At 56.4% G+C, this 22,671-nt stretch carries 24 protein-coding genes; 13 read left to right on the top strand and 11 right to left on the bottom strand.

Translation table 11 applies throughout. The annotated features are described in order from the left end of the window. Together VLV32_10080 and VLV32_10075 are read right to left on the bottom strand one after the other, a co-directional pair. Nucleotides 1–254, bottom strand: a 254-nt coding sequence (locus tag VLV32_10080; protein ID HUL42233.1) for a molybdopterin-binding protein, incomplete at its 3' end; no start/stop codon positions are given. 2 nt (nt 255–256) lie between these two features. Next, nucleotides 257–901 (bottom strand): cytochrome b/b6 domain-containing protein, encoded by a 645-nt coding sequence (locus VLV32_10075; protein ID HUL42232.1) that lies wholly within the window; start codon nt 899–901, stop codon nt 257–259. A gap of 209 nt (nt 902–1,110) precedes the next feature. Between VLV32_10075 and VLV32_10070 the strand changes: the two genes are divergently transcribed. Continuing rightward, complete coding sequence (locus tag VLV32_10070) at nt 1,111–1,833, top strand: DUF169 domain-containing protein (protein ID HUL42231.1); 723 nt, start codon at nt 1,111–1,113, stop codon at nt 1,831–1,833. Between the two features lie 147 nt (nt 1,834–1,980). Here the strand turns inward: VLV32_10070 and VLV32_10065 are convergent, their stop codons facing one another. Beyond that, nucleotides 1,981–2,244 (bottom strand): hypothetical protein, encoded by a 264-nt coding sequence (locus VLV32_10065; protein HUL42230.1) that lies wholly within the window; start codon nt 2,242–2,244, stop codon nt 1,981–1,983. 174 nt (nt 2,245–2,418) lie between these two features. Between VLV32_10065 and VLV32_10060 the strand changes: the two genes are divergently transcribed. From VLV32_10060 to VLV32_10045, 4 genes are all read left to right on the top strand, one after another. Next, the gene (locus tag VLV32_10060) at nt 2,419–2,838 is read left to right on the top strand and encodes a GtrA family protein (GenBank protein ID HUL42229.1); all 420 of its coding nucleotides are present in this window, start codon (nt 2,419–2,421) and stop codon (nt 2,836–2,838) included. After that, entirely contained in the window at nt 2,835–3,794 is a 960-nt protein-coding gene (locus VLV32_10055) for a glycosyltransferase family 2 protein (GenBank protein HUL42228.1), read from the top strand. Before VLV32_10060 ends, VLV32_10055 begins: the two co-directional genes overlap by 4 nt. An 8-nt stretch (nt 3,795–3,802) precedes the next feature. After that, complete coding sequence (locus VLV32_10050) at nt 3,803–5,086, top strand: glycosyltransferase family 87 protein (protein HUL42227.1); 1,284 nt, start codon at nt 3,803–3,805, stop codon at nt 5,084–5,086. 64 nt (nt 5,087–5,150) lie between these two features. Then, on the top strand, nt 5,151–5,810 hold the full coding sequence (locus VLV32_10045; protein ID HUL42226.1) for a TIGR04282 family arsenosugar biosynthesis glycosyltransferase: 660 nt from the start codon (nt 5,151–5,153) through the stop codon (nt 5,808–5,810). Nucleotides 5,811–5,879: 69 nt separating this feature from the next. Here the strand turns inward: VLV32_10045 and dnaQ are convergent, their stop codons facing one another. From dnaQ to VLV32_10030, 3 genes are all read right to left on the bottom strand, one after another. Beyond that, nucleotides 5,880–6,590 carry a DNA polymerase III subunit epsilon gene (gene dnaQ, locus VLV32_10040; GenBank protein HUL42225.1) on the bottom strand — a complete coding sequence of 237 codons (711 nt, stop codon included), beginning with the start codon at nt 6,588–6,590 and terminating at the stop codon, nt 5,880–5,882. 19 nt (nt 6,591–6,609) lie between these two features. After that, nucleotides 6,610–6,873, bottom strand: coding sequence for a hypothetical protein (locus tag VLV32_10035; protein HUL42224.1), 264 nt, complete (start codon nt 6,871–6,873; stop codon nt 6,610–6,612). A gap of 571 nt (nt 6,874–7,444) precedes the next feature. After that, entirely contained in the window at nt 7,445–9,595 is a 2,151-nt protein-coding gene (locus tag VLV32_10030) for a peptidase domain-containing ABC transporter (GenBank protein ID HUL42223.1), read from the bottom strand. 284 nt (nt 9,596–9,879) lie between these two features. Between VLV32_10030 and VLV32_10025 the strand changes: the two genes are divergently transcribed. The 4 genes from VLV32_10025 (at nt 9,880) to glcF (ending at nt 14,732) form a co-directional block, all read left to right on the top strand. After that, nucleotides 9,880–10,788, top strand: coding sequence for an EamA family transporter (locus VLV32_10025; GenBank protein ID HUL42222.1), 909 nt, complete (start codon nt 9,880–9,882; stop codon nt 10,786–10,788). 70 nt (nt 10,789–10,858) lie between these two features. Beyond that, nucleotides 10,859–12,337: an FAD-linked oxidase C-terminal domain-containing protein gene (locus VLV32_10020; GenBank protein HUL42221.1), complete on the top strand. Its 1,479-nt coding sequence runs from the start codon at nt 10,859–10,861 to the stop codon at nt 12,335–12,337. A gap of 88 nt (nt 12,338–12,425) precedes the next feature. Then, nucleotides 12,426–13,493 (top strand): glycolate oxidase subunit GlcE, encoded by a 1,068-nt coding sequence (glcE, locus tag VLV32_10015; GenBank protein HUL42220.1) that lies wholly within the window; start codon nt 12,426–12,428, stop codon nt 13,491–13,493. Continuing rightward, nucleotides 13,494–14,732 carry a glycolate oxidase subunit GlcF gene (glcF, locus tag VLV32_10010; GenBank protein HUL42219.1) on the top strand — a complete coding sequence of 413 codons (1,239 nt, stop codon included), beginning with the start codon at nt 13,494–13,496 and terminating at the stop codon, nt 14,730–14,732. It begins immediately after the preceding gene. Here glcF and VLV32_10005 read toward each other — a convergent pair. After that, nucleotides 14,720–15,640, bottom strand: a complete 921-nt coding sequence (locus VLV32_10005) for a hypothetical protein (protein HUL42218.1) — start codon at nt 15,638–15,640, stop codon at nt 14,720–14,722. The two genes, glcF and VLV32_10005, sit on opposite strands and share 13 nt — an antisense overlap. 10 nt (nt 15,641–15,650) lie before the next feature. Beyond that, nucleotides 15,651–16,739, bottom strand: a complete 1,089-nt coding sequence (queG, locus tag VLV32_10000) for a tRNA epoxyqueuosine(34) reductase QueG (GenBank protein ID HUL42217.1) — start codon at nt 16,737–16,739, stop codon at nt 15,651–15,653. A gap of 15 nt (nt 16,740–16,754) precedes the next feature. Between queG and tsaE the strand changes: the two genes are divergently transcribed. The 4 genes from tsaE to VLV32_09980 all read left to right on the top strand — a co-directional run bounded on the left by tsaE (nt 16,755) and on the right by VLV32_09980 (nt 19,580). Beyond that, nucleotides 16,755–17,216 (top strand): tRNA (adenosine(37)-N6)-threonylcarbamoyltransferase complex ATPase subunit type 1 TsaE, encoded by a 462-nt coding sequence (gene tsaE, locus VLV32_09995; protein HUL42216.1) that lies wholly within the window; start codon nt 16,755–16,757, stop codon nt 17,214–17,216. Further along, nucleotides 17,189–18,556, top strand: a complete 1,368-nt coding sequence (locus VLV32_09990; protein ID HUL42215.1) for an N-acetylmuramoyl-L-alanine amidase — start codon at nt 17,189–17,191, stop codon at nt 18,554–18,556. Before tsaE ends, VLV32_09990 begins: the two co-directional genes overlap by 28 nt. 250 nt (nt 18,557–18,806) lie before the next feature. Further along, nucleotides 18,807–19,112, top strand: coding sequence for a hypothetical protein (locus VLV32_09985; protein ID HUL42214.1), 306 nt, complete (start codon nt 18,807–18,809; stop codon nt 19,110–19,112). A gap of 327 nt (nt 19,113–19,439) precedes the next feature. Then, nucleotides 19,440–19,580, top strand: a complete 141-nt coding sequence (locus VLV32_09980) for a hypothetical protein (GenBank protein ID HUL42213.1) — start codon at nt 19,440–19,442, stop codon at nt 19,578–19,580. 97 nt (nt 19,581–19,677) lie between these two features. Here VLV32_09980 and VLV32_09975 read toward each other — a convergent pair whose 3' ends face one another. The 3 genes from VLV32_09975 to VLV32_09965 all read right to left on the bottom strand — a co-directional run bounded on the left by VLV32_09975 (nt 19,678) and on the right by VLV32_09965 (nt 22,584). Further along, nucleotides 19,678–21,057 carry an NAD(P)(+) transhydrogenase (Re/Si-specific) subunit beta gene (locus VLV32_09975; GenBank protein HUL42212.1) on the bottom strand — a complete coding sequence of 460 codons (1,380 nt, stop codon included), beginning with the start codon at nt 21,055–21,057 and terminating at the stop codon, nt 19,678–19,680. Nucleotides 21,058–21,067: 10 nt separating this feature from the next. Then, nucleotides 21,068–21,373: an NAD(P) transhydrogenase subunit alpha gene (locus tag VLV32_09970; protein ID HUL42211.1), complete on the bottom strand. Its 306-nt coding sequence runs from the start codon at nt 21,371–21,373 to the stop codon at nt 21,068–21,070. Between the two features lie 83 nt (nt 21,374–21,456). After that, nucleotides 21,457–22,584 carry a Re/Si-specific NAD(P)(+) transhydrogenase subunit alpha gene (locus VLV32_09965; GenBank protein ID HUL42210.1) on the bottom strand — a complete coding sequence of 376 codons (1,128 nt, stop codon included), beginning with the start codon at nt 22,582–22,584 and terminating at the stop codon, nt 21,457–21,459. Nucleotides 22,585–22,671 lie beyond the last annotated feature (87 nt).

The raw sequence follows: 22,671 nt of genomic DNA, 5'->3' as shown, positions 1-22,671 counted from the left end.
AACGGCTTGGTAATTGCGCTTTCTGGATAAGTCGGCGCGAGCTTGTTCGGGTTGAACAAGAACGCCTGCACGCGGTCGTTCCAGCGCGACATGCCCCAAAGCACTTTTTTCACCGAGTCCGCATCGGTGATATCGCACCCCGAAAGCAGTGTGAGTGCGCCGAGGCTGAGACTTTGCTTCAGGAACAAGCGTCGTTCGATCTTGATGATATCGGCCGAAGGTCTTACCAAATCGCGGTTGGGTTTGGTGGGCATTTTCATTTCGCTTTCTCCTGTCCGCGCGCGGCGCGGCCGGAAATCATTGGCCAAAAGGTTTTTGGCACCAGCACCACTAGCGTCAAGTGCACGACTATAAAAAAGACTACCAGCGCCATCGCAACAAAGTGCACCACGCGCGCGCTATCGTAACCGCCCATTAGTGCCGTGAGCTCCTGGAATTGCACCGGCTTCCAGATGGATAGCCCGGATAACACCAGCACAACACCCATGCAAATCACTCCGATATACGCGGCGCGCTGAATTGCGTTATAAACGCCAAGCTCATGCGAGATTTGGCCTCGCAACAAGTTCCTGAATTCGTGCCAAATGGATCGCAAGGTCAACGGCAGAAAGCTCATTTTGAAATGGCCGGAGATGAAACCATAACAAATGTAAAATAAGCCGTTCAGCACCAAAAGCCACATCGCAGCGAAGTGCCATTGCAGCGCGCCCGCCAGCCAGCCACCGAGAGTGATTGCCGGGGGGAAGTCGAAATTGAAAATCGGTGAAGCATCATAGATGCGCCAGCCGCTTAAGATCATGATGATTATGGCAATCGCGTTGATCCAGTGCGTGATGCGCACTACCAGCGGGTGGATGACTGTTTTGCGGCCGGGTGCCGCGGCGGATGCCTGATGTGCCATGAAGGCCTCCTCGCCTTCCCTGCCCTAACGCTTACGGGGTGAGCAATACATTACCAAATTCTGGGTGCTGCCGCGAGGCGCCATCGGGCCGGTGTATGAACGCCGAGCTTTGTCCCAGCGTCTTCTGCAAAGGTGATGTTCTGGTCTAGAATGGAACTTTTATATTCGCAAAGCTGACGCAACTTGCTTTTCACGAAAAGGGCCGGCCCATGAACTCACAAGACTATAGATCACTCGCTTCGGAGCTTAGTTCGCTGTTGGCTCTGCAATCGAAACCCCTCGCCATCACTTTTTCCCAACGCGTGCCTGCCAACGTACCACTTTACCAAAGCCGCGCGCCTGAGGCGACACCCGACGGCAGAACCGGCAAGGTTTCGGCCGGCTGCGTGTTCTGGATGAAAGCCGCTGACCGGACCTTTACCACGCTTCCGCAAGATCACGGCAATTGCAGCGTTGGCAGCGTCACCCATGGCTTGAAGACGCTGCAAGAAGTCGCCGACAAAGCCGACGTGGCCGCTTTGCTTGAATCCGGCTGGGTGAAGATGGAAATGATGCCGGGTATTCCGGTGGTGAAGCAGCGCCCGAACTACATCACCTATGGGCCGCTTGAAGACACGACCGTTGATCCCGATGTGGTTTTCCTGCGGATTAACGCCAAGCAGGCGATGGTCATGTCATCAGCCGTCGATGGCCTGCGGTACGAGGGAAAACCCCAGTGTCATATCATTCCGATCGCCAAGGAACAAAAGCAGGTTGCCGTGAGCGTCGGCTGCATGCTGAGTCGGGTGCGCACTGGCATGTCCAATACCGAAATGACCTGCGCCATACCGGCCGAACGCTTGGCAGAAGTTGTTCAGGGGCTCAGAAACGCCTGTAAAGCAGACGGCGCGGCTGCGATTTATGCCAGCGACGATGCGCGCCGTTTCCAGTGATCGTTCGAAAGTCCCATCCAAACGCCGGGCTAATGCAGAAATTCTCAGACCGCAGGACGCTTCATCGGATGAAGCCGGCAGAATTAGGGTGACTTCCCGACGTCATCTTCGGGGTCGTTGAATAATTATGCCGGGAACCCTGCCCGACTACCTGTGAAAATGGTTCCACAGCAAGCCGAAGAAAAAGCCGAAAGCGTAGCCGGTACCTGAAGTAACCACGATAAGCAGAAGCGCGGTAAGAACGTTGAAGGGTTCGACCTGATAGACCGGCTTTATGAAATGAATCCAGAACACGAAATCAAGTAGAGGCCGTGCCCAGCCCATCGCCACCAGGAGCGCCCACAGAAGGTGCAACCCGCCCAGAAGCGCGCCAAGCGCCAGGCCTACCTTGTTGGGATTAATCATTTGCATAATCGGCTCCTGAGGAGAATAACACGCTTCGCGCAAGTAAATTAAATCACGCCCGGACTGCGAGCCACCCGCTTGGCGCAAGTTTATAATATGCTGGATAATTCGAAGCGGCGCCGGCGAAACATGCGCTGTGAAATAATTTAAGCCGCCTATATGCCATTCCTGGAAGAACTCATGCGAGGCCCCGAGCCTGCCAGCGATGCGAAATATGTCTTGTTGAAGCAGTTCCTGCGCTTTGCCGGAGCCGGTGCGATCGGCACCGCAGTCCAGTATGTCGTGCTTATCGCGCTGGTTCAACTCGCGTGGGCAGCAGCAGTGACGGCCTCATTTATCGGATTCGTATGCGGCGCATTCGTGAATTATTTCTTAAGCCACCGTTATGTCTTCGGCAGCAGCCTGCCGCACCGCGAGGCCATGTTCAAATTTTTCGTCATCGCAGTGGTCGGCCTCGGCATCAATACCATGATCATGGCTGCGGGCGTACACATGCTGCATTTGCATTATCTGCTGGTGCAGATAATCGCAACGGGCTTGGTGCTTCTTTGGAACTTCGGGGGAAATAAATCGTGGACCTTCAGGGAAAAAGGTCGATGAGTTCGAACGGGCTCATCTCCATCGTCGTGCCGGCGTATAACGAACAGGATGTGCTGCGCGCTTTTCATGAGCGGCTTTCCCCCGTGCTGGCGAAACTTGGCTCCCCTGTGGAAGTGATCTATGTCAACGATGGGAGCAGCGATGGCACGCTCGACATCCTGCGCTCGTTGAAGTCAAGCGACGAGCGCGTCGCAATTCTCGATCTGAGCCGCAATTTCGGCAAGGAAATCGCGCTCACCGCCGGACTGGATCACGCCGTGGGCGAAGCGGTGATTGTAATCGACGCGGACCTGCAGGATCCTCCGGAGCTGATTCCGGAATTTTTGGAGCGCTGGCGCGAAGGCTACGATGTAGTCTATGCGCGCCGCACCGAGCGCGAAGGCGAAAGCGCGCTGAAAAAAGCCACGGCGTACGTCTTTTACCGGCTCATGCAGCGTGCAAGCCGCGTGAAAATTCCCGAAGACGCAGGCGATTTCCGGCTGCTCTCGCGACGCGCAGTGGATTCGCTCAAGCAGTTGCGCGAACATCACCGCTTCATGAAGGGTCTTTTTGCCTGGATCGGCTATCCGCAGAAAGCGGTATTATTCCAGCGCGAAGCGCGCGCGGCCGGCAAAACCAAATGGAACTACTGGCGCCTTTGGAACTTTGCGCTGGAAGGAATTACCTCGTTTACCACGACGCCGCTGAAATTCGCAACCTACATCGGACTGTTTACCGCTTTCGCTGCGTTTGCCTACGGCGTGTGGATCATCTACAAAACTCTGGCTTTCGGCGAGCCGGTGCGTGGCTATCCTTCGTTGATGGTGGTGATCCTGTTTCTCGGCGGCGTGCAGCTTTTTACCATCGGCATCATCGGGGAATACCTGGGAAGGATGTTCAACGAAGCCAAGCATCGACCGCTTTATATCGTCAAGGACTATTTGCCGGCCGGCACATCGCCGAAAAATCCCGGCTGAAAAGCAAAATGCACGAGCGCATCCGCTTCCCGCCGTTTGAAAAGCTGTTAAATCTTTATCGCGTTCTGGCAGTCATCACAATCCTCACCGTCATCGTCCTCGCCAGCGCCAAACTAATCCGCAACCCGATTGCCAAGCCCGACCTGGAGGTTTATCTGCATGCCGCGAGCCTCATTCTCGGCGGCAACAATCCCTACCTTACTCCCATCCGGGCCGGCGTGTTCTACTACCTTTATCCGCCGCTTTTCGCAGTGCTGTTTATTCCCTTCACATTTCTGCCCATTAACGTGACGGTGGTGGGATGGTGCGTGCTGAACGTTTTTCTGCTGGGCTGGGCGATGAAGGCATTTTATGAATTGCTCGCAGGGACGCCGTTTTTCGAGATCCCGAGCAAGACGCGGTGGACGGTCGGTTTCTTTGCATTGCTGCCTACATTCAGGTTTATCTTCAACCACCTCGCTTTTGGGCAGTCGAATATTCTGGTGCTGGCGCTCGTGGTGCTGGGGCTGGTCTGGCTTCAGAAGAACCGCGCGTTCATGGGCGGCGCAGCAATTGGGATATCCATTGCGATAAAAATCATCTCGCTGCCATTCGCAATCTGGTTCGCAGCAAGGCGCAACGTGCGGGTAACGCTTGGCATTGCATGCGGTCTGCTCATAGGCCTGCTGTTACCCGCAATTCTGGTAGGGTTCGACAAAAATTTGCACTTTCTCAGTTACTGGTTCCATAACGTCGTGCTCTACAGCGACTTGAGAAGTGCCAAATGGCCTTTTCACGTCAATTTGTCGTTGCAGGCGCAGCTTTACCGCTTTTTCAGCGACAGCGTAGCTTTCGAATACAACGGCAGACAATATCATCTGACGCTTTTCGTTTTGCCCACTGCAATACTTCGCGTCTTGGAATACGTGGTGGTTGCCGCGGTCGCCGGGTTGGTGGTTTTGTACGCGCTTCTTTTCCGCAAGCGTGGCGCGCTGATATCGCATTGGGGCGGGATCGCGCTTACCTTCAGCCTGGTGCCGATGTTTGCCACAGTAATGCAAAAGCATTACCTGGTGCTCCTGATCCCCTCATACATTTATGTTCTGCACCTTTGGTACAGCGTCCGGCTCAAAGACAAAGTGTTTCGCGGGCTGGTCGTGGCGTCAATGGGAGTGTTGACATTCATCAGCGCGGCATTTTGCGGGGAGTTTCTGTCACGGGCCTTTACGGCCAGCGGATGCTATGATTTGGGCGTGCTGCTGCTTACGGCCAGTATTTTCCGCGCGGCGGGCAGTTTACGTGTGGATGCGTAACTTCGCAGAAATCTGTTATTCTGGTAGGTGGAAATTTTAACCAAAAGAAAGAACCGAGGGCGTCTTGGATCGAGTAAATCACAAAGATGCGTGCAGAATATTGATATTTGCCAAAGCGCCTGAAGCCGGCGAGGTCAAAACCTTGCTGATTCCGTCACTCGGAGTGGACGGGGCCAAGGCGCTGCAGGAGAAGCTGGTAAAACGCGCTCTGGCGGCGGCAGTGGAGGCCCAGGTGGGCGCAGTCGAGCTGTGGTGCACGCCTTCCACAGAGCATCCCTATTTTGCCGGCTGCGCTAAAGAATTCGGCGTTGCGTTACGCTCGCAAGGGCCGGGCGATCTTGGCCAGCGCATGTTCCATGCGTTTCAAAAATCGCTGTGCCATAGCGAGCGGGTGCTGTTGATGGGAAGCGACTGTCCTGCGCTTACTTCGCAGAATTTGCGCCATGCCGTAGAAATGCTCAAGAATGACAACGAGGTCTTGCTTGGCCCTACGGAAGACGGTGCCTACATACTCATCGGCCTGACCCGCTGCTCGCCGCGCCTGTTTCAGGGAATCACGTGGGGTGGATCGCACGTATTGGAGCAAACGCGCCAACGCCTGCACAAACTCGGCTGGCGCTGGTATGAGTTGCCGGTGCTGTGGGACGTGGACCGCCCCGATGATTACCGGCGCCTTGCGCATCTTCCGGGGTGGGAAGAGTTGCACAAAGCAAAAGCGGTTTAAACGCTCAAGCGGCTGGGATCTTACTCATTAGCGCGTGCGGCGCGATGGAGTGTGCTGCGCGGGGTTGCGTTAGCCGGCATTATCGAGCTTATTCCACAAGCAGTTGCCGTCGCTCGCCTTTTCGATTTCCTTTAGCACCTGCATATGTGCCCGCAGCTCATCCGCGGAAGCGGTAAGCACCACGAGCTCGCGCTTTACGAAAGCGTGCGCGACTTCGGTGCGCCGCGAACGGGCGTCGTCCCCGTCCATCATCAGGCTCTCCTGTCCGCGAGTCATTGCCAGATAAACGTCAGCGAGCAGCTCGGCATCTAGCAGCGCGCCATGCAGGGTGCGCTTGGAATTGTCCACCTGATAACGTTCGCACAGTGCATCCAGGGAATTTTTTTTGCCGGGATGCAATTCCTTGGCCATCTTGAGCGTATCCACAATCCCCGAGCAATATTCCGTGAGCGGCTTCAAGCCCAGCAATCCCAGTTCGTAGTCGAGAAACGCTTGGTCGAAAGCCGCATTGTGAATGATGAGTTCAGCGCCCTCGATATATTGCAGAAATTCCTGGGCGATCTCCTTGAACCCGGGCTTGTCCTGCAGAAACTCGCTGGAGAGCCCGTGGATTTGCAAAGCCGCCGCGTCGCTGTCGCGTTGCGGATTGAGATAGCTGTGGAAACGGTCGCCCGATAACCGCCGGTTGAGAAGCTCCACGGCCGCGAGCTCCACCACGCGGTGCCCAAGGTTCGGCTCGAGCCCCGTAGTTTCAGTGTCGAGAATGATTTGCCGCGTCACGTCTTAATCCTCATTATTTTCAGCTTAATTTAACCGTGCCTTCCTTCAAGGTGTCAAGCGGACGCAGGGTCTGCGGCTGCGTCCCAAACTGCGGCGCATTGAGCACGTCCTGCGCTGCAGTTAATCCGGTTCCCGTAAGCGTGCCGTTCTTGCCGTATTGATAGGCAAGATCGCCACCCAGGGCCTCAGTATCGCTGCCCGCCAAATGGGCATCGAGCAGGCTATTCACCATGCGCCAGTGATCGAGGTTCGGATTTTCGGCATCACTCCAGCCGTATTCCATGCCGGGAACACCTGTCTAAGCTTAACCCTTTCTTTGTTCGCGTGGGTGCCAAACTGCCAGCTGCTTCCATACTGATAGTCCAGCACCTCCACATCTGGGCTGTCGACTATCGTATCAAAGCTGAAATGATGCTTAACCATTTCCCCTCCCATTGCGTGAGAAATCAGCCCGAGTTGCATGATGACAACAACGAACCATTTTAAATTCCCTAGAAATACGGCTAGACTCGATTGATCGCGTGGGCGTGTCATGATGTTTCATTTCCTTCGCTCATAGTTTCGCTGCACTTGCCCCGCGCAGGCCCTACAACACTTGACCCAGTTGCTGATGCACACCGCCACGCGGCGAACGCGCCTCCAGCATCGTCGACTCCGCTGCCGCCCCGGGGCTCCACGCTACCGCTCTTGCAATAGTTTGGCTTGCACATATCCATGAGAGCGTTTTTTCCATTAATAGTACGGGTTTACATTTAACTTATCCAAGCTTTTGCCCAGCTTACCTTCAGCCGTCATCCAAATTCTTGGTTACAGCAAACAAAGGGTCCAATGCCTATTTTCCATCGCATTACAAATTATCCATCCTGATTCTTTTCTCCCTTGACCACGCTCATTTGTTTTTCATGCTGGCCTAGAGCCACAATCTCATCCACCTGCAGTCCTTTTGGCAGCTGATGCGTGATGAATAGCATGGTGACTTTGCCTTTAAGTTGATTAACCGTTCTTGCGAAATGCTCGGCAGTGGGCAGATCGAGGTTGCTGGTGGCTTCGTCAAATATCAGGATTCTCGGTCGTTTCAGGAGCGCGCGGGCGATGGCGACTCTTTGCTTCTGCCCGCCGGAAAGCCCCACGCCGTGCTCTCCGATTTGCGTCTGATAGCCTTCGGGCAGTTGCTCGATGGTTTCGTGAATCTCCGCCATCTTGCAGGCCTGCACCACTTGTTCGAAAGTCGCACGGGGATTGGCGAGGGAAAGATTCTCATAAATGGTGCCTGAGAAGAGGATGGTGTCCTGCGGCACCACGCCGAAGTATTGCCGCAGTTCATTGGCAGCAAGATGGCGGATATCGTGGCCGTCTATTTTGATCTGACCGTCCGAGGGAAGATAAAAACCTTGCAGGAGTTTCGCCAGAGTGCTCTTTCCGCAGCCGCTCGGCCCCATCAGTGCCATGCAGACTCCGGGCTCGAGCTTGATGTTAAGACCAGTGTAAAGATAAGGCAGATTCTCCGCGTAACGGAAACTCAAATTGACAATCTCCACCCGGCCACGCTCCGCCGATGCCCGCCCCGGAATCAGCGAATAGGGTTCGGGGGGCGCGTTCATGATGTCACCAAGGCGCTTCACTGCAATGGCCGCCTGCTGGAATTCCTGCCATAAACCTACTATGCGCAACATGGGCTGAGACATGCGGCTTGCGAACATCTGATAAGCCACCAGCATGCCGATGGTGAAGCCTTCGTTTTGCATCACCAGCCAGGCGCCGGCGCAGAGAATGAGCAAGGTCAGAAGTTGGTCCAGCGTGTTAGCGGCGACGTTGTAGGCATTGGACAGGCTGCGAGTATTGAAGCTGGAATTGAGATAAGCGGCCAGGTAGTCGCCATAGCGGCTTTTGAGCTGCGGCTCCATTTGCAAGGATTTCACGGTTTCCATGCCGGCGATGTATTCGGTAAGGAACGCCTGGTTTCTCGCACCCAGCAGGAACTGCTGGTTGAGCCGCTGGCGAAGGAACGGCACCACGGCCACGCTCAAGGCGATGATAGCCCCGAGCAGCGCAAGCGTAATCAGACTCAGCAGCCAACTGTAATAAAACATGATGGCGAGGAATATCAGCAGGAACGGGCAGTCAAGGATCAGCGTCACCGCCGCGCCGCTCACAAATTCGCGAATGGTCTCCACCCCGTGGATTCGCGCCACAACCACGCCGGTTGGGCGGTGTTCGTAATAGCGCGGCGACAATTTCAAAATGTGCTCGAACACCTGGCCGCCCAGCACTGCGTCCACGCGGTTGCCGGTGTGCAGCACCAAATACTGGCGCGCCCAGCTCATGGCAGAGGTAAACAGCATGAATACGGCGAGCCCGATTCCTATCACCACCAGGGTATTCATGGTTTGGTGCACCACCACCTTGTCAATCACGACCTGGGTGAACAACGGCGTGGCAAGCGCCATGAGCTGAATGGCAAGCGAGGCCAGCAGCACATCGCGCCAGATTTGCTTGTGCTTGAGGAGTTCGGGAATGAACCACTTGAAACCGAAAGTCTGTTGCTGCAACCGCGCAGCATCCTTGTCGGTGGCAGCCTGCTCTTTCCGGGTGAACAGCATGACCTGGCCGGCATAACGCGTTTCGAATTCGGCGACAGGATACGATTTGGGATTAGGATCGCCCGGCTCGAAAAGCACTATTTGCTTCTCATCAGTTTTGACGACAAGAGCAATGCTGAAATGGGCTTCTTCCTTACCCTCACCCCGAGAAGGAGAAGCGGAAGCTTTTAGTTTTAGGACAGCGATGCACGGCAAAACCAGTTTGTTGAGGTCGGCTGCGGAAACCGCGCGAAAGCTGCTTTTAATTCCGAGCCCTTGTGCAGCCCGCTGCAGTGAAAGCAGATTATAAGGCGGAGGGATTTGCCGCAGGACCAGCTCAGGGGCAAACGGAATTCTCTGCAGTTGGCAAATGCCGCCCAACCCCCAGACAAAAGCTTGCGTCGAAATAGGTCGATTTGCATCCACTGATGCCTCCCTCATCAGGATCAATGGTTCCGAGCCGGTTTCCGCGAGTTTTTTAAGGTTTAAAGTCTCGCCGGCGTTTTGATTTTTGTTACCCCGCCGACATATAAATACGTGCCGTCGATTTAATAATGGAATGTTCAAGCACGTTTTATAGGAAAGAATATACCCGCAGGCCCAATTAAAAAGCAATAAAATTCGCACTGCCGTTGCACGGATGATGCAATAACGTTAGCAAATAAAAGGTAAAATCCGCCAAGACCCTAGATTTTCATGCGAAGAGTAAATTGAATAATAAATCCCACCCCCGCTCCGCCGCCTTGGCGCTCATCGTGCTCGCTTTCATCTGGGGCTATAACTGGGTGGTGATGAAAAAAGTGCTGGCCTTCTGCGGGCCTTTTGATTTCGCCGCGCTGCGCACCTTTTTCGGCGCGCTGTGTTTGTTCGCGGTTTTGGCCTGGATGAGAAAACCGTTGCGCCCGGTGGAACTAAAATCCACGCTGCTGCTGGGCTTGCTGCAAACCACGATATTTACCGCACTAATCATGTGGGCGGTGGTGGACGGCGGCGCCGGCAAGACCGCGGTGCTTTCCTACACCATGACCTTCTGGCTGTTGATTCTTGCATGGCCGCTGCTGCATGAACGCATACACGGCATGCAGTGGCTCGCGGTTGCCATGGCGCTTGCGGGCTTGTTTTTTATCCTCCAGCCGTGGAATCCGCAAGGCAGCCTTGCCAGCAGCATCATCGCCACCGCGGCCGGGATTAGCTGGGCGGCGGCGGTCATCGTGGCAAAAAAACTGCGCAGCCGCGTGCAGCTCGATTTGCTTTCGCTCACCGCCTGGCAGATGCTGCTCGGAGCAATCGTACTGGTCGGAATTACTTTCCTTGTACCGCAGCAGCCGATCGAGTTGAGCGGCTACTTCTGGTTCGCGGTTATTTACAACGCAGTTCTCGGCACCGCGCTAGCCTGGCTGTTATGGCTTTACGTGCTGGAGCATTTGCCGGCGGGAACCGCGGGACTGGGTTCACTCATGGTTCCCGTAGTCGGCGTGCTCGCCGCGTGGCTGGAACTCGGAGAACAACCCAAGCAATGGGAAATCGCCGGCATGCTGTCGATCGGCGCTGCGCTTTTACTCCTGAGCCTGCTCGGCCTGCGCGAGCCGAAAATAGACCCGGAAATGGCGCAGGAATAAATCCGCGCCGCGCTTTCCAACCTCCTGGAAGTCGCGTAAAGTTGTAAGTAACTTAAATTAAGCAGACTCCATGCACGCCGCAGTTGAAAAACTACCTGTTCGCACATCGCTGCTTGCGCAATTGCGCAGCTTCATGCCAGCGCAAGCGGTATTGGCGGAACGCGAAGAGCTTAAGCCTTATGAATGCGACGGGCTCGCCGCTTACCGCCAGCTACCCTTAATGGCGGTGCTGCCTGAAAACGAAGAGCAAGTGCAGCGCGTTTTGCGCGCATGCCGCGAGCACAACGTACCCGTTGTTGCGCGCGGCGCGGGCACCGGACTTTCAGGGGGCGCGCTTCCCCACTCGGAAGGCGTGCTGCTTGCGATGGGTAAATTCATGCGCATCCTGGAAATCGATCCAGTCGCGCGCACCATGCGCGTGCAGCCGGGCGTGCGCAATCTCGCCATTTCCGAAGCAGCCGCGCCCTACGGGCTTTATTATGCGCCCGACCCGTCCAGCCAGATTGCGTGCAGCATCGGCGGCAACGTCGCGGAAAATTCCGGCGGAGTGCATTGCCTGAAATACGGCCTCACCTTGCACAATATTCTCAAGCTGCGCGTATTTACCATTGAAGGCGAGCTCCTGGAAATCGGGAGCGAGGCGCTGGATTCGCCGGGCTACGATTTGCTGGCGTTGATGACCGGGTCCGAAGGCATGCTCGGAGCAATTACCGAAATCACGGTGAAGCTGTTGCCACTGCCCGAGCGCGCGCAGGTGGTATTGGCGGCCTTTGACGAGGTGGGCCGCGCGGCAGACGCGGTGGCAAATATCATTAATGCCGGAATTATTCCCGCAGGCCTGGAAATGATGGACAAACGCATGACTCAGGCGGTGGAACCGTTCGCCAACGCCGGCTATCCGCTGGATGCGGAAGCGATTCTGCTGTGCGAATCGGACGGCTGCGCCGAAGACGTGGATGATGAAATCAGGCGTATCCAGGACGTGATGAAACGAAGCGGCGCAACTGAAACGCGAGTGTCCCAAAGCGACGATGAACGCCAGAGGTTCTGGGCGGGGCGCAAGGCGGCATTTCCCGCGGTGGGACGGATTACGCCGGATTATTATTGCATGGACGGAACCATTCCGCGGAAACAGCTCTCCCGGGTGTTGCACGCGATCGGCGACATGGAAAACAAATACGGCTTACGCTGCGCCAACGTGTTTCATGCCGGCGACGGAAATCTGCACCCGCTCATCATGTACGACGCCAACCAGTCCGATGAACTGCGTCGAACGGAGGAGTTCGGCGGGGAGATCCTGGAGCTTTGTGTCGAAGTCGGCGGCACTATCACCGGCGAGCACGGGGTCGGCATCGAAAAAATCAACCAGATGTGCATCCAGTTCCGCTCCAATGAACTGGAAGCGTTTCACGGCGTGAAACGGGCATTCGACGAACCCGGCCTGCTGAATCCGGGCAAGGCGGTGCCCACATTGCACCGCTGCGCCGAGTTCGGGCGCATGCACGTGCACCGCGGCCAAGAAAAATTCCCAGAACTACCGAGATTTTAGGGTGTGAGAAGTAAACGGTAAGCAGTGAGGGGTTCTGAAGAGCGCCTGTTGCAGTTTTAGCGATTTCTAACACCCTGACTCTCGTCTGATCCCGATGCAAGAATTAATCCAACAATTCTCTGAAACCATCCGCAATGCCGCTGAGAAAAAAGCCGCGTTGCGCATCCGCGGCGGCGGCAGCAAGGATTTCTACGGCGGCGAACTGAACGGCGCAATACTCGATACCAAACCCTATTCCGGCATCATCGATTACGAATGCAGCGAGCTGGTGATGACCGCGCGCGCCGGCACACCGCTTGTCGAAATCGAGGCGGCAATAAAAGAACACGGGCAAATGCTGGCGTTTGAGCCGCCGCATTTTGGCGGCGCCACGCTGGGCGGCTGCATCGCTGCCGGGCTTTCGGGGCCGCGCCGCGCAGCAGCGGGCTCGACACGCGACTTCGTGCTCGGCGTGCGCATGATGGACGGGCGCGGCAACGATTTGCGCTTCGGCGGACGGGTCATGAAAAACGTCGCGGGCTACGACGTGTCGCGCTTGATGACCGGTTCACTCGGCACGCTGGGTTTGATTCTCGAAGTTTCGCTCAAGGTGCTACCGCTCCCGCCCGCGGAAAGCACATTGCGTTTCGAGCAGACGGAAGAAAAAGCCATCGAGATGCTGAACCAATGGGCGGGCCAGCCGCTGCCGATTTCCGCTAGCGCTTATTCGGGTGGCAAGCTCAGTGTGCGGCTTTCCGGCGCAATCTCGGCAGTGGAAGCGATGTCCAGAAAGCTCGGCGGCGAGCGCATCGGCGATGAACAAGGCGCGGGCTTCTGGAACGGCGTTCGCGAACAGACCGATCCGTTTTTCAGCGGCGCCGCGCCGTTGTGGCGGCTTTCAATCAAATCCACCACGCCGCCTTTGAAACTTCCAGGTCATCAGCTCATCGAGTGGGGCGGGAGCTTGCGCTGGCTGAAAAGCGACGCGAATGCCAAAACCATTCGCGACGCAGCTACCGCTGCTGGCGGACATGCCATATTATTCCGGGCCAGCGATAAATCTGTGGGCGTCTTCCAACCGCTACCGCCGGCGCTGCTCAAAATTCACCGGCGGCTAAAGGAGAATTTCGATCCCGCTGCGATTTTCAACCGCGGGCGCATGTACCCACAATTTTGAATGGAAACCAGGCTCGCAGAATTCATCAAAGACACGCCGCAAGGGCGGGAAGCGGATTCCATTCTGCGCACCTGCGTACATTGCGGATTTTGCAATGCCACCTGCCCCACGTATCAATTGCTGGGAGACGAACTCGACGGACCACGCGGGCGAATTTATCTCATCAAGCAAATGCTGGAAGGCGCGCAGCCGACCGAAAAAACGCGCTTGCATCTGGACCGCTGCCTGACCTGCCGCGCCTGCGAAACCACCTGCCCTTCGGGGGTGCGCTACGGGCGCCTTGCCGACATCGGCCGCGACCTGGTGGAACAACGCGTGAAGCGCAGTTTCATCGAGAACTTGAAGCGCGCTGCGCTGCGAACAACATTCACTAATCCCGCTTTGTTTAATCCGCTGCTCGGGCTGGGCCGGCTGGTGCGCCCGCTGCTGCCTGAAAAAATACGGCGCACGATTCCGCGAGCCGCCCGCGCGGGCGCATGGCCTTCAACCCATCACGCGCGCAAAATGCTGGTGCTTGAAGGCTGCGTGCAACCCGCGATCGCCCCCGCCATTAACAGCGCGGCGGCGCGAGTGCTGGACCGGCTCGGTATTTCGCTCATTCCGGTTCGCGGCTGCTGCGGGGCGCTTCCATATCACATGAACGCGCAGAAAGAGGGTCTGCACTACATGCGCCGCAACATTCATAATTGGTGGCCCGACATCAAGCGAGGCGCGGAAGCGCTGGTGATTACCGCCAGCGGCTGCGGTGCCATGCTGAGAGAATACGGGCATCTGCTTAATGATGACCCCGTGTATTCCGAAAAAGCGCGGCGCGTTTCAGCGATTTCCAAAGACATTGTCGAAGTCATCGTTGCGGAAAAAGACAAAATCCGCGCGCAGCTTCTGCAACCGCCAAAACGCGAAGCGAAGACCGCTTTTCATTCGCCGTGCTCGCTGCAGCACGCGCTCAAGCTGGGAGGCGTGGTAGAAAAGCTTCTTTCGGATTGCGGCTTTGAGCTGACTCGTGTAGCCGATTCGCATCTGTGCTGTGGTTCGGCCGGGACCTACTCGATTTTGCAGCCCGAACTTTCACAACAACTGCTGGCGAACAAAATCAAGGCGCTCACGTCAGGCGCGCCCAGTCGAATTCTAACCGCCAATATCGGCTGCCTTGCGCATTTGCAAAGTGCAACCGAACTTCCGGTGAAGCACTGGATTCAAGCGCTGGAAGAATCCCTGAACCGGGTTTATCCCGAATGAGCGGCGGTAATTGCGAGCCGCTCCTTGGCAAGCGGCGCGTGGTCGTCGAACGTCACGCTTCCGCCATCAACGGCGACGCCGAGGTTGCGCCACAGCTCGGGTAAATCGGCGCCCACGGGCGCGGCGCGCATGCGTTCGTAGAGCTCGGTCAGCACTGGAACGCCGGTCGCATCATCGCCGACCTTGAGAGCGCGCCGCAATGACCAACTGACTTCGATGCTGCCGCCGGCGGCGTTGATGGCGCGCAGCGCATCCTGCAATCCGAAGCGGTTTTGAGTGCGTTTGTGAATCTCGATGTCGGCCAGCAAACAGAACAGCGCTCCGCCCCAATAAGTGCGCCCCCAGGTCGGCGTGTAGTCAAGCCCGCGGTCGCCCGGTTGCGGCAGCCCGTGGGGCAATCCGTGCACCAGGTCACCCCATACTTTTTCCACACTCAACTGCCCCGCTTCGGCGCGCGCGATGGGCTCGACATAGGTGGCGATTCCCTCCTCGATCCAGTGGTGACTTTCACTCACGGAGGGAAATGCAAGATGCACCAGTTCATGCACCAGCTTCCAGTCATTCCTGAGATCCGTTTCTGTGGCAGAAGTGCCAATCCAAATTCTCACCCGCGCGGAAGGATATCCAAACGATTTGCCCGATTGCACGCCGCTGCCTGCGACCGGAATGAAGGTGATTTGCGCGCGGCGTACCGGAAAGCGACCGTAATAACCCGCCACCGCTTGGGCGGAGCTTGAGATCCAGTCGAGCACCTTGGATCGTTGAAGCTCCAATTCGCCCGAAGCGAACACGATATCCAGGCTGCTGCCCGCGATTTCGACCGTATAAGCATCTGGGGAATCGGCCGCCTGCGCTGGCGCGGAGACCTCGAGCAGCAATAGCGAAAGCAGAACAATCGAGCTTTTCATGATGCATGCGCTAGGCGCATTGCCGCTCGAGGGCCCACTGCACATGTTCCCTTACCAGCGGCGAGGGGTGATTCGTCTGCCGCCGCAGTGCCGCTGCCGCTTCTTTCGAAGGTGGCGCGTTTCCAAGCCCGACCGCCAGATTGCGCAACCAGCGTTCATAACCGATGCGGTGAATCGCGCTGCCAGCAAGCTTGTCATGAAATTCCTCTTCGCTCCAGGCAAACAGCGCGATGAGATCCGCGTCATCAAGGCCGTGGCGCACCGCGAAATCCTCTTCACAGGAAGGCTGCGCGTATTTATTCCACGGACAGATCAGCTGGCAGTCGTCGCAGCCGTAAACGCGGTTTCCTATCAGCGGGCGCAGCTCGGCGGGGATGCTTCCCTTGTGCTCTATGGTGAGATAGGAAATGCAGCGCCGCGCATCGAGCTTGTAGGGCGCGACAATCGCCTGCGTGGGACAGATATCAATGCATTTTTCGCAGGTGCCGCAATGGTCCTGCTGCACGCCGTCCGCCGGCAGCGGCAGGTCAGTATAAATCTCACCCAGGAAAAACCACGAACCGGTTTCACGGGTGAGCAACAAGGTATGCTTTCCGCGCCAACCCAAACCGGCTTTGCGCGCGAGCTCGACTTCCATTACCGGCGCGCTATCCGTGAATACCCGGCAGCGACCGCCGCTGCGCTCATGAATCTTGTCCACCAGCGCCTGCAGTCGGCTGCGCAGAACCTTATGGTAATCACGCCCGGTCGCGTAGCGCGAAATGTAGGCTTTGCAGCCGTCCGCCAGCACCTCTGCGCTGTCGCGCGCGTGCTGCGGATGGTAGTTGATGCGAACTGAAATGACGCGCACGGTGCCGGGCAAAAGTTCGCCGGGGCGGCTGCGTTTCGCGCCGTGTTTTGCCATATAATCCATGTCGCCGTGGCATCCTTCTTCCAGCCATTCCAGGAGCCGCAGTTCAGCTTCGCCAAGATCGGTATCCGCAATGCCGACTTCCTGGAAGCCAAGCGCTTTCCCCCACGTCTTGATCGCCGCGGCGAGCTGCTCATAGTCGGCATTTGAACAGGAATCTCGGATTGCAGTACCTTGCATGGCCTTCATCATAATCAGCCGGAAATGAAAATCATACGCCACTTGCCCGACGCACAAGCGACACGCGAACTCGGCATGCAGATCGCGCCAATCCTGCAGCCGGGGCTGAAGGTGTACTTTTACGGCGAACTGGGTGCCGGCAAAACCACGCTGGTGCGTGGCATTCTCGAAGGGCTGGGCTACCGGGGAAAAGTCAAAAGCCCGTCATACATACTGGTTGAACTTTACCCACTTTCTAGGTTAGACTTATATCACTTTGATTTTTATCGGTTCGAAGATGCCAAGGAATGGCACGATGCGGGCTTCCGCGAATATTTCGGCACGCGCTCGGTCTGTTTGGTGGAATGGCCGGAGAATGCCGGAGCGTGGTTGCCCGCGCCAGATATCAAAATCAGTCTGCGGATAGAAGGTGCAGGCCGCGATGCCACGATCGAAGGAGCGACGGAGACAGGCAGTCAATGTTTAGCTCAAATGCACGGGGGGTGAGTCCAAATGCGCTGTGCAAAGCGCTCGCGGCAGCTTGTTCTCTGTGTATTCCACTACTCGCTTCTCTCCCGGTTGATGCTGCGACCCAGGTAAGTGCGGTACGTGTGTGGCCTGCACAGGACTACACACGCTTGACCATAGAATCCAATGCGCCGCTTACCTACAATCTTTTCACGATCAAGAATCCGGACCGCCTGGTACTTGATCTCGAAAAAATTGAATTGAACAACGCGCTGAATGACGGTTCGTCAAAAATTTCCGCGACAGATCCGTATATCAAGCAGCTGCGCGTCGGCACCTTCAAGCCCGGCGTAGTGCGCATGGTGCTCGACTTAAAGGGCGAGGTCAAACCGCAAATATTCGCGTTGCAGCCCGTGGGCGATTACGGCTACCGCCTGGTGTTGGACATATACCCCGCGCAGCCGATTGATCCGCTGATGGCACTGGTGCAGAAATCCGAAAGCAAAATGGCGCAGCAAGACAACGCCTCTGCATCTGCGGAAAAGACAGACGTGCCCACCGCGCCCACCGTAGCCGGCAAGGAAGCCAATGATCAAACCAAGAGCCAAAAGGTGGGGTCTACTGCCGGCAAGCGCGATGCCGACGCCAACCAGAATGTGACTCGGCTCATCACCATCGCGATCGATCCCGGGCACGGTGGCGAAGATCCGGGCGCCCGCGGACGCTTCGGCACACGCGAGAAAGACGTGACGCTGGCGATTGCGCGGAAAGTCAAGGCCAGGATTGACCAGGAGCCGAATATGCGGAGCATTCTGACCCGCGACGGCGATTATTTTATTGATTTACAGGACCGCGTGCGCAAGGCGGAAAAAGTAAGAGCGGACCTGTTTATTTCCATACACGCCGACGCGTACATCCGGCCAAATGCGCGCGGCTCGTCCGTGTACGCACTCTCTGAGCGCGGAGCTACGTCGGCCGCTGCCCGCTGGCTTGCGAACAGCGAAAATCAGTCGGACCTGATTGGCGGAGTCAATCTTAATGTCCGCGATCCATACCTCAAGGAGACCTTGCTTGACCTCGCACAAACCGCGACTATCAATGACAGCGTAAAGCTTGGCAGAGCCGTGCTCACCGAACTGGGAACTGTCAACGAGCTGCACCGCGAGTCAGTCGAACAGGCGGGATTCGCGGTGCTGAAGGCGCCCGATATCCCCTCGGTATTGGTGGAGACCGCATTTATCAGCAACCCGGTAGAAGAAAGAAAACTGAAGGACGACAGCTACCAGAATAAAATCGCCGACGCGATCGTCGACGGCATCAAGCGTTATTTCGCCAATAATCCCCCTCTCGCCAAATCCAGGTTCGCGCAAGTACATTAAATGCTAGGACCAGGCCCAGGCTTGCGGCCGGCTGCTGCAGCGCCTTGCAGCCTTCCAGGGAGGAGCGCCTACACGGCTACTGCAAAACAGAAAAATTGCAGTAAATGCGCAAAGGAAGGAAAGCTCGAAATTTTTTCCAGCGTCGCTGGGGAAGCAGGTTCTTTCAAGATTACGTTACATAACGTGCCGGCGATGGTATTGTCCGGGAAATCACCGCTGGTTTGTCTATCCCGCATTTGGCGCCGGCTTCATGGATTTTTTCATGGATGACGCCAATCTCGGGACGATATCTGCAGGCAAAAAGAAAGGTTTGCTCAAGAAGCATTTTTACTGCGGCCGCTGCAATCAGCAATTGCAAACTGAAGAAAGCCTCCGCAAGCGTTTTGAGTTTCAGGTAAACCTCAAAGACTACTCAGTCAAAGTCGAGCTTGAAGCGCCGGTTTACACGCGCGAGTCCTGCAAATTGGAGCCGTTGGCGTCGCTGGATGAGCTGCACCAGAACGCCATCAAGTTGATCGCCAGCGCATTCAAATCCGGCGACATTCATCCGCAATAACCGGCGCCATCGTGGCGGAAAATCGGTACATTGCCATGATGAAACGCGTCCAAATTTCCGCAATATAGTCAACTCTCAGACACCTGCCGGAAATTTTCTCAGCACTTTTGTGAACTGCTTCACACCCCTTACCAAGCGCTCTTGCGGTTAAAACCGCTTGTCGGGTCAGATTGACGTTCGTCGTTTGAAATAGTCTGTTTTAAAAGGACAATCCACGATTTTTAGGCGCTATTGGCACAGCGGTTGCTCATTAATGGGTGAGAGCAGAAAGCAGTGGTTTCACGGGCAGTAAATGATTTCAGGACGGTTACGAAAGGGAGGTGTGCCATGTTGGCGAAATTGAATCCGATGTATGCAAATCTCGCTGTGGCGCTAATTATCTCGGTGCTGGCTTTCAGGCTCGGCGGATTAGCCGGACACACTGAATACCGGATACCTGCAGCCTCCCAGACTGAATGCTCCCGTTGATCTAACCACGGGCCATGGAATGACAGAGTAAGGTTCCTCCTTAAGCAGGGCGGGGTCGTGAAAGTGTAAAGGGGACCACCCGTCCTGCTCTTTTTTTCTAAATTGCCTTTGTAATATCCTCGACTACTTTCTTTGCGTCCCCAAACACCATCATCGTCTTGTCCATGTAGAAAAGCTCGTTATCCAACCCCGCATAGCCTGTCGCCATCGAGCGCTTATTAACCAGAACCGTGCGCGCTTTGTATGCTTCGAGTATTGGCATTCCGAAAATCGCGCTGCCCGGCGTTTTCGCCGCCGGATTGACTACGTCGTTGGCGCCCAGGATAAGCGCCACGTCAGTGGTGCCGAATTCGTTGTTGATGTCATCCATTTCGAATACTTGGTCATAAGGCACCTCGGCTTCGGCCAGCAGCACGTTCATGTGTCCAGGCATGCGCCCCGCAACTGGATGAATTGCGTAGCGCACGTTGACTCCTTTGGAGCGCAATTTCTCGGCCATTTCCTTTACTGCGTGCTGGGCGCGTGCTACCGCTAAGCCGTATCCCGGCACGATGATGACCGATTCGGCGTTGGCCATCAGGAAAGCGGCATCTTCAGGGCTGCCGCTTTTCACGGTCCTGTTTTGTGCTCCTGCCGCTGTTGCGCCTTCCGCGGCGCCAAACCCGCCGAGAATGACGCTGAAGAATGAGCGATTCATCGCCTTGCACATGATGTACGACAGGATCGCACCGCTCGATCCGACCAATGACCCGGAAATAATCAGCATGTTGTTGTTAAGCGAAAAACCGATTCCCGCCGCCGCCCATCCCGAATAGGAATTCAGCATGGAAATCACCACCGGCATGTCGGCGCCGCCAATGGGGATGATAATCAGGAATCCCAGCAAGAACGCGATCGCCGCCATTACAATGTATGGCGGCCACTGCGAGTCGGGCGCGGCGAAATAGAAAGCGAGGCCGAAGCCTATCATGACGATCGCGAGAATCAGGTTGAGCCAGTGCTGGCCCTTGAATACCACCGGGGCGCCGGAAAGCTTGCCGGAGAGTTTGCCGAACGCGATGACCGAGCCGGAGAACGTGATGGCGCCGACAAACGTGCCGATGAATAGCTCCATGCGGTTGCCCCGGGGCAGCGGCACCGGAATGTTGAACGCAGCGGGATTGTTGATTGCCGCAATTGCGATGAGTACCGCGGCCAATCCAACCAGGGAGTGCATTGCCGCAACCAGCTCAGGCATTTGGGTCATGTGCACCCGCCTGGCGACAATCGCGCCCACCGTGCCGCCCGCCGCGATTGCCATAAGTATGTACGGCACGCCACGGGTAACGGCCAGCGTCGTCAACACCGCCATTACCATTCCAACCATGCCGAAAAGGTTGCCGCGCCGCGCCGCCACCGGAGACGACAGGCCTTTCAACGCCAAGATGAAAAACACCGAGGCGATTAGGTAGGTGAGTGCGACTTGATTGATGCTCATAGCGGCTTCCTTATTCTTTTTTGGGGGCCTTTTTCTTGAACATTTCCAGCATGCGCTGCGTCACCAGAAAGCCGCCGAAAACATTTACCGAGGCCAGCGCCACCGCCACGAAACCGACGATCATGCCGAAATCGAATTCGGTTGGACCCGCAGCGAGAATGGCGCCGACGATGATGACTCCGGAAATCGCGTTCGTCACCGACATCAATGGCGTATGCAGCGCCGGAGTGACATTCCAGATCACGTGGTAGCCAACGAATACCGCCAGCACGAATACTGTAATATTGATAATGGTTGGGTCGATGGTTCCGGTCATATTGGCTCCTCAGCAAAATCAGTCAAGAGCAAGAGGTAAAAACAGAGTTGCTTTAGGATGCTTCACCCCTAGCGCCTCACTCTTCACGTTTTTTTAATCACTTCGCCGTTCATGCATACCAGCGTGCCCGCAATTATTTCGTCCTCGCGGTTGATGTTGAATGCGCCGCTTTTTGCATCCAGCATGACGCCCAGGAAATTAAGCAGGTTGCGCGCGTAAAGGGCGCTGGCATCCGCCGCCACCAGCGCCGGCAGATTTGAGATGCCGATAATACTGATTCCGTGTTTCACCACAATTTTGTCCAGCTCGGAAGCCTCGCAATTGCCGCCGGCTTCCACCGCCATGTCTACAATCACCGAGCCGGGTTTCATGGACTGCACGGTGTTCTCTTTCACCAGCACCGGCGCGGGTCTGCCCGGTATCAGGGCAGTGCTAATCACAATATCGGACGCGATTGCGCGCTGATGTATCAATTCCGCCTGGCGTTTTTTATAATCCTCGGACATTTCGCCCGCATAGCCGCCGGCAGTTTCTGCCCGCTTCTTTTCTTCTTCGGAAAGGGGCACTTCCACAAATTTTGCGCCCAGGCTTGCCACCTGCTCTTTGACAGCGGGCCGCACGTCGAACGCCTCGATCACGCAACCCAGGCGCTTCGCAGTCGCAATGGCCTGCAGGCCCGCCACTCCTGCCCCCAGCACCAGCACATGCGCGGCTTTCACCGTCCCCGCTGCGGTCATGAGCATCGGAAAGAAGCGCTGGTAGGTATCCGCCGCGAGAATTACCGCCTTGTATCCGCCAATGTTGGCCTGCGATGAAAGCACGTCCATGCTTTGCGCGCGCGAGATGCGCGGCAAGAGTTCCATCGCGAAAGCAGTGAGCCCGTGTTTGGCGTAAGCCTCGATTTGCGAAGTCTGCTGCGGCGCCAGCAGGCCGACGAGCACGCAGTCCTTGCGCATCATAGCCAGTTCCGGGGCTTCGGGACCGCGCACCTTAAGCACGATTTCCGATTGCGCATACATTTCGGCGGCGCTGCCGATAACGCTGGCGCCGCTGGCGGCAAATTCTGAATCGGGAATGCTGGCTGCCACGCCTGCACCGGATTGCACTAAGACTTTATGATGGCCGTGCGCAGTAAGTTTTTTAACGGTTTCGGGCGTGGCGGCGACACGCTTTTCGCCGCTGCGCGTCTCCGCGGAAATGCCGATCTGCATTATTATGAATCTCCCAATGTTCTTAAAGAATCGGGCGGACGACAAATTATAAGCGAAAAATCTTGTATACTGGACATCAGTTTTTCC

This window comes from Burkholderiales bacterium (assembly GCA_035518095.1).
Taxonomy (GTDB): domain Bacteria; phylum Pseudomonadota; class Gammaproteobacteria; order Burkholderiales; family JAHFRG01; genus JAHFRG01.
The sequence above is the reverse complement of the archived record's forward strand: the minus strand, read 5'-3'. Positions and strand labels throughout refer to the sequence as shown.

Coding starts and splice junctions, on each gene's coding strand:
- VLV32_10075 (HUL42232.1), bottom strand. CDS start 901: ATGGCACATCAGGCATCCGCCGCGGCACCCGGCCGCAAAACAGTCATC.
- VLV32_10070 (HUL42231.1), top strand. CDS start 1,111: ATGAACTCACAAGACTATAGATCACTCGCTTCGGAGCTTAGTTCGCTG.
- VLV32_10065 (HUL42230.1), bottom strand. CDS start 2,244: ATGCAAATGATTAATCCCAACAAGGTAGGCCTGGCGCTTGGCGCGCTT.
- VLV32_10060 (HUL42229.1), top strand. CDS start 2,419: ATGCGAGGCCCCGAGCCTGCCAGCGATGCGAAATATGTCTTGTTGAAG.
- VLV32_10055 (HUL42228.1), top strand. CDS start 2,835: ATGAGTTCGAACGGGCTCATCTCCATCGTCGTGCCGGCGTATAACGAA.
- VLV32_10050 (HUL42227.1), top strand. CDS start 3,803: ATGCACGAGCGCATCCGCTTCCCGCCGTTTGAAAAGCTGTTAAATCTT.
- VLV32_10035 (HUL42224.1), bottom strand. CDS start 6,873: ATGGAATACGGCTGGAGTGATGCCGAAAATCCGAACCTCGATCACTGG.
- VLV32_10020 (HUL42221.1), top strand. CDS start 10,859: ATGCACGCCGCAGTTGAAAAACTACCTGTTCGCACATCGCTGCTTGCG.
- glcF (HUL42219.1), top strand. CDS start 13,494: ATGGAAACCAGGCTCGCAGAATTCATCAAAGACACGCCGCAAGGGCGG.
- VLV32_10005 (HUL42218.1), bottom strand. CDS start 15,640: ATGAAAAGCTCGATTGTTCTGCTTTCGCTATTGCTGCTCGAGGTCTCC.
- queG (HUL42217.1), bottom strand. CDS start 16,739: ATGAAGGCCATGCAAGGTACTGCAATCCGAGATTCCTGTTCAAATGCC.
- tsaE (HUL42216.1), top strand. CDS start 16,755: ATGAAAATCATACGCCACTTGCCCGACGCACAAGCGACACGCGAACTC.
- VLV32_09990 (HUL42215.1), top strand. CDS start 17,189: ATGTTTAGCTCAAATGCACGGGGGGTGAGTCCAAATGCGCTGTGCAAA.
- VLV32_09985 (HUL42214.1), top strand. CDS start 18,807: ATGGATTTTTTCATGGATGACGCCAATCTCGGGACGATATCTGCAGGC.
- VLV32_09980 (HUL42213.1), top strand. CDS start 19,440: ATGTTGGCGAAATTGAATCCGATGTATGCAAATCTCGCTGTGGCGCTA.
- VLV32_09975 (HUL42212.1), bottom strand. CDS start 21,057: ATGAGCATCAATCAAGTCGCACTCACCTACCTAATCGCCTCGGTGTTT.
- VLV32_09970 (HUL42211.1), bottom strand. CDS start 21,373: ATGACCGGAACCATCGACCCAACCATTATCAATATTACAGTATTCGTG.
- VLV32_09965 (HUL42210.1), bottom strand. CDS start 22,584: ATGCAGATCGGCATTTCCGCGGAGACGCGCAGCGGCGAAAAGCGTGTC.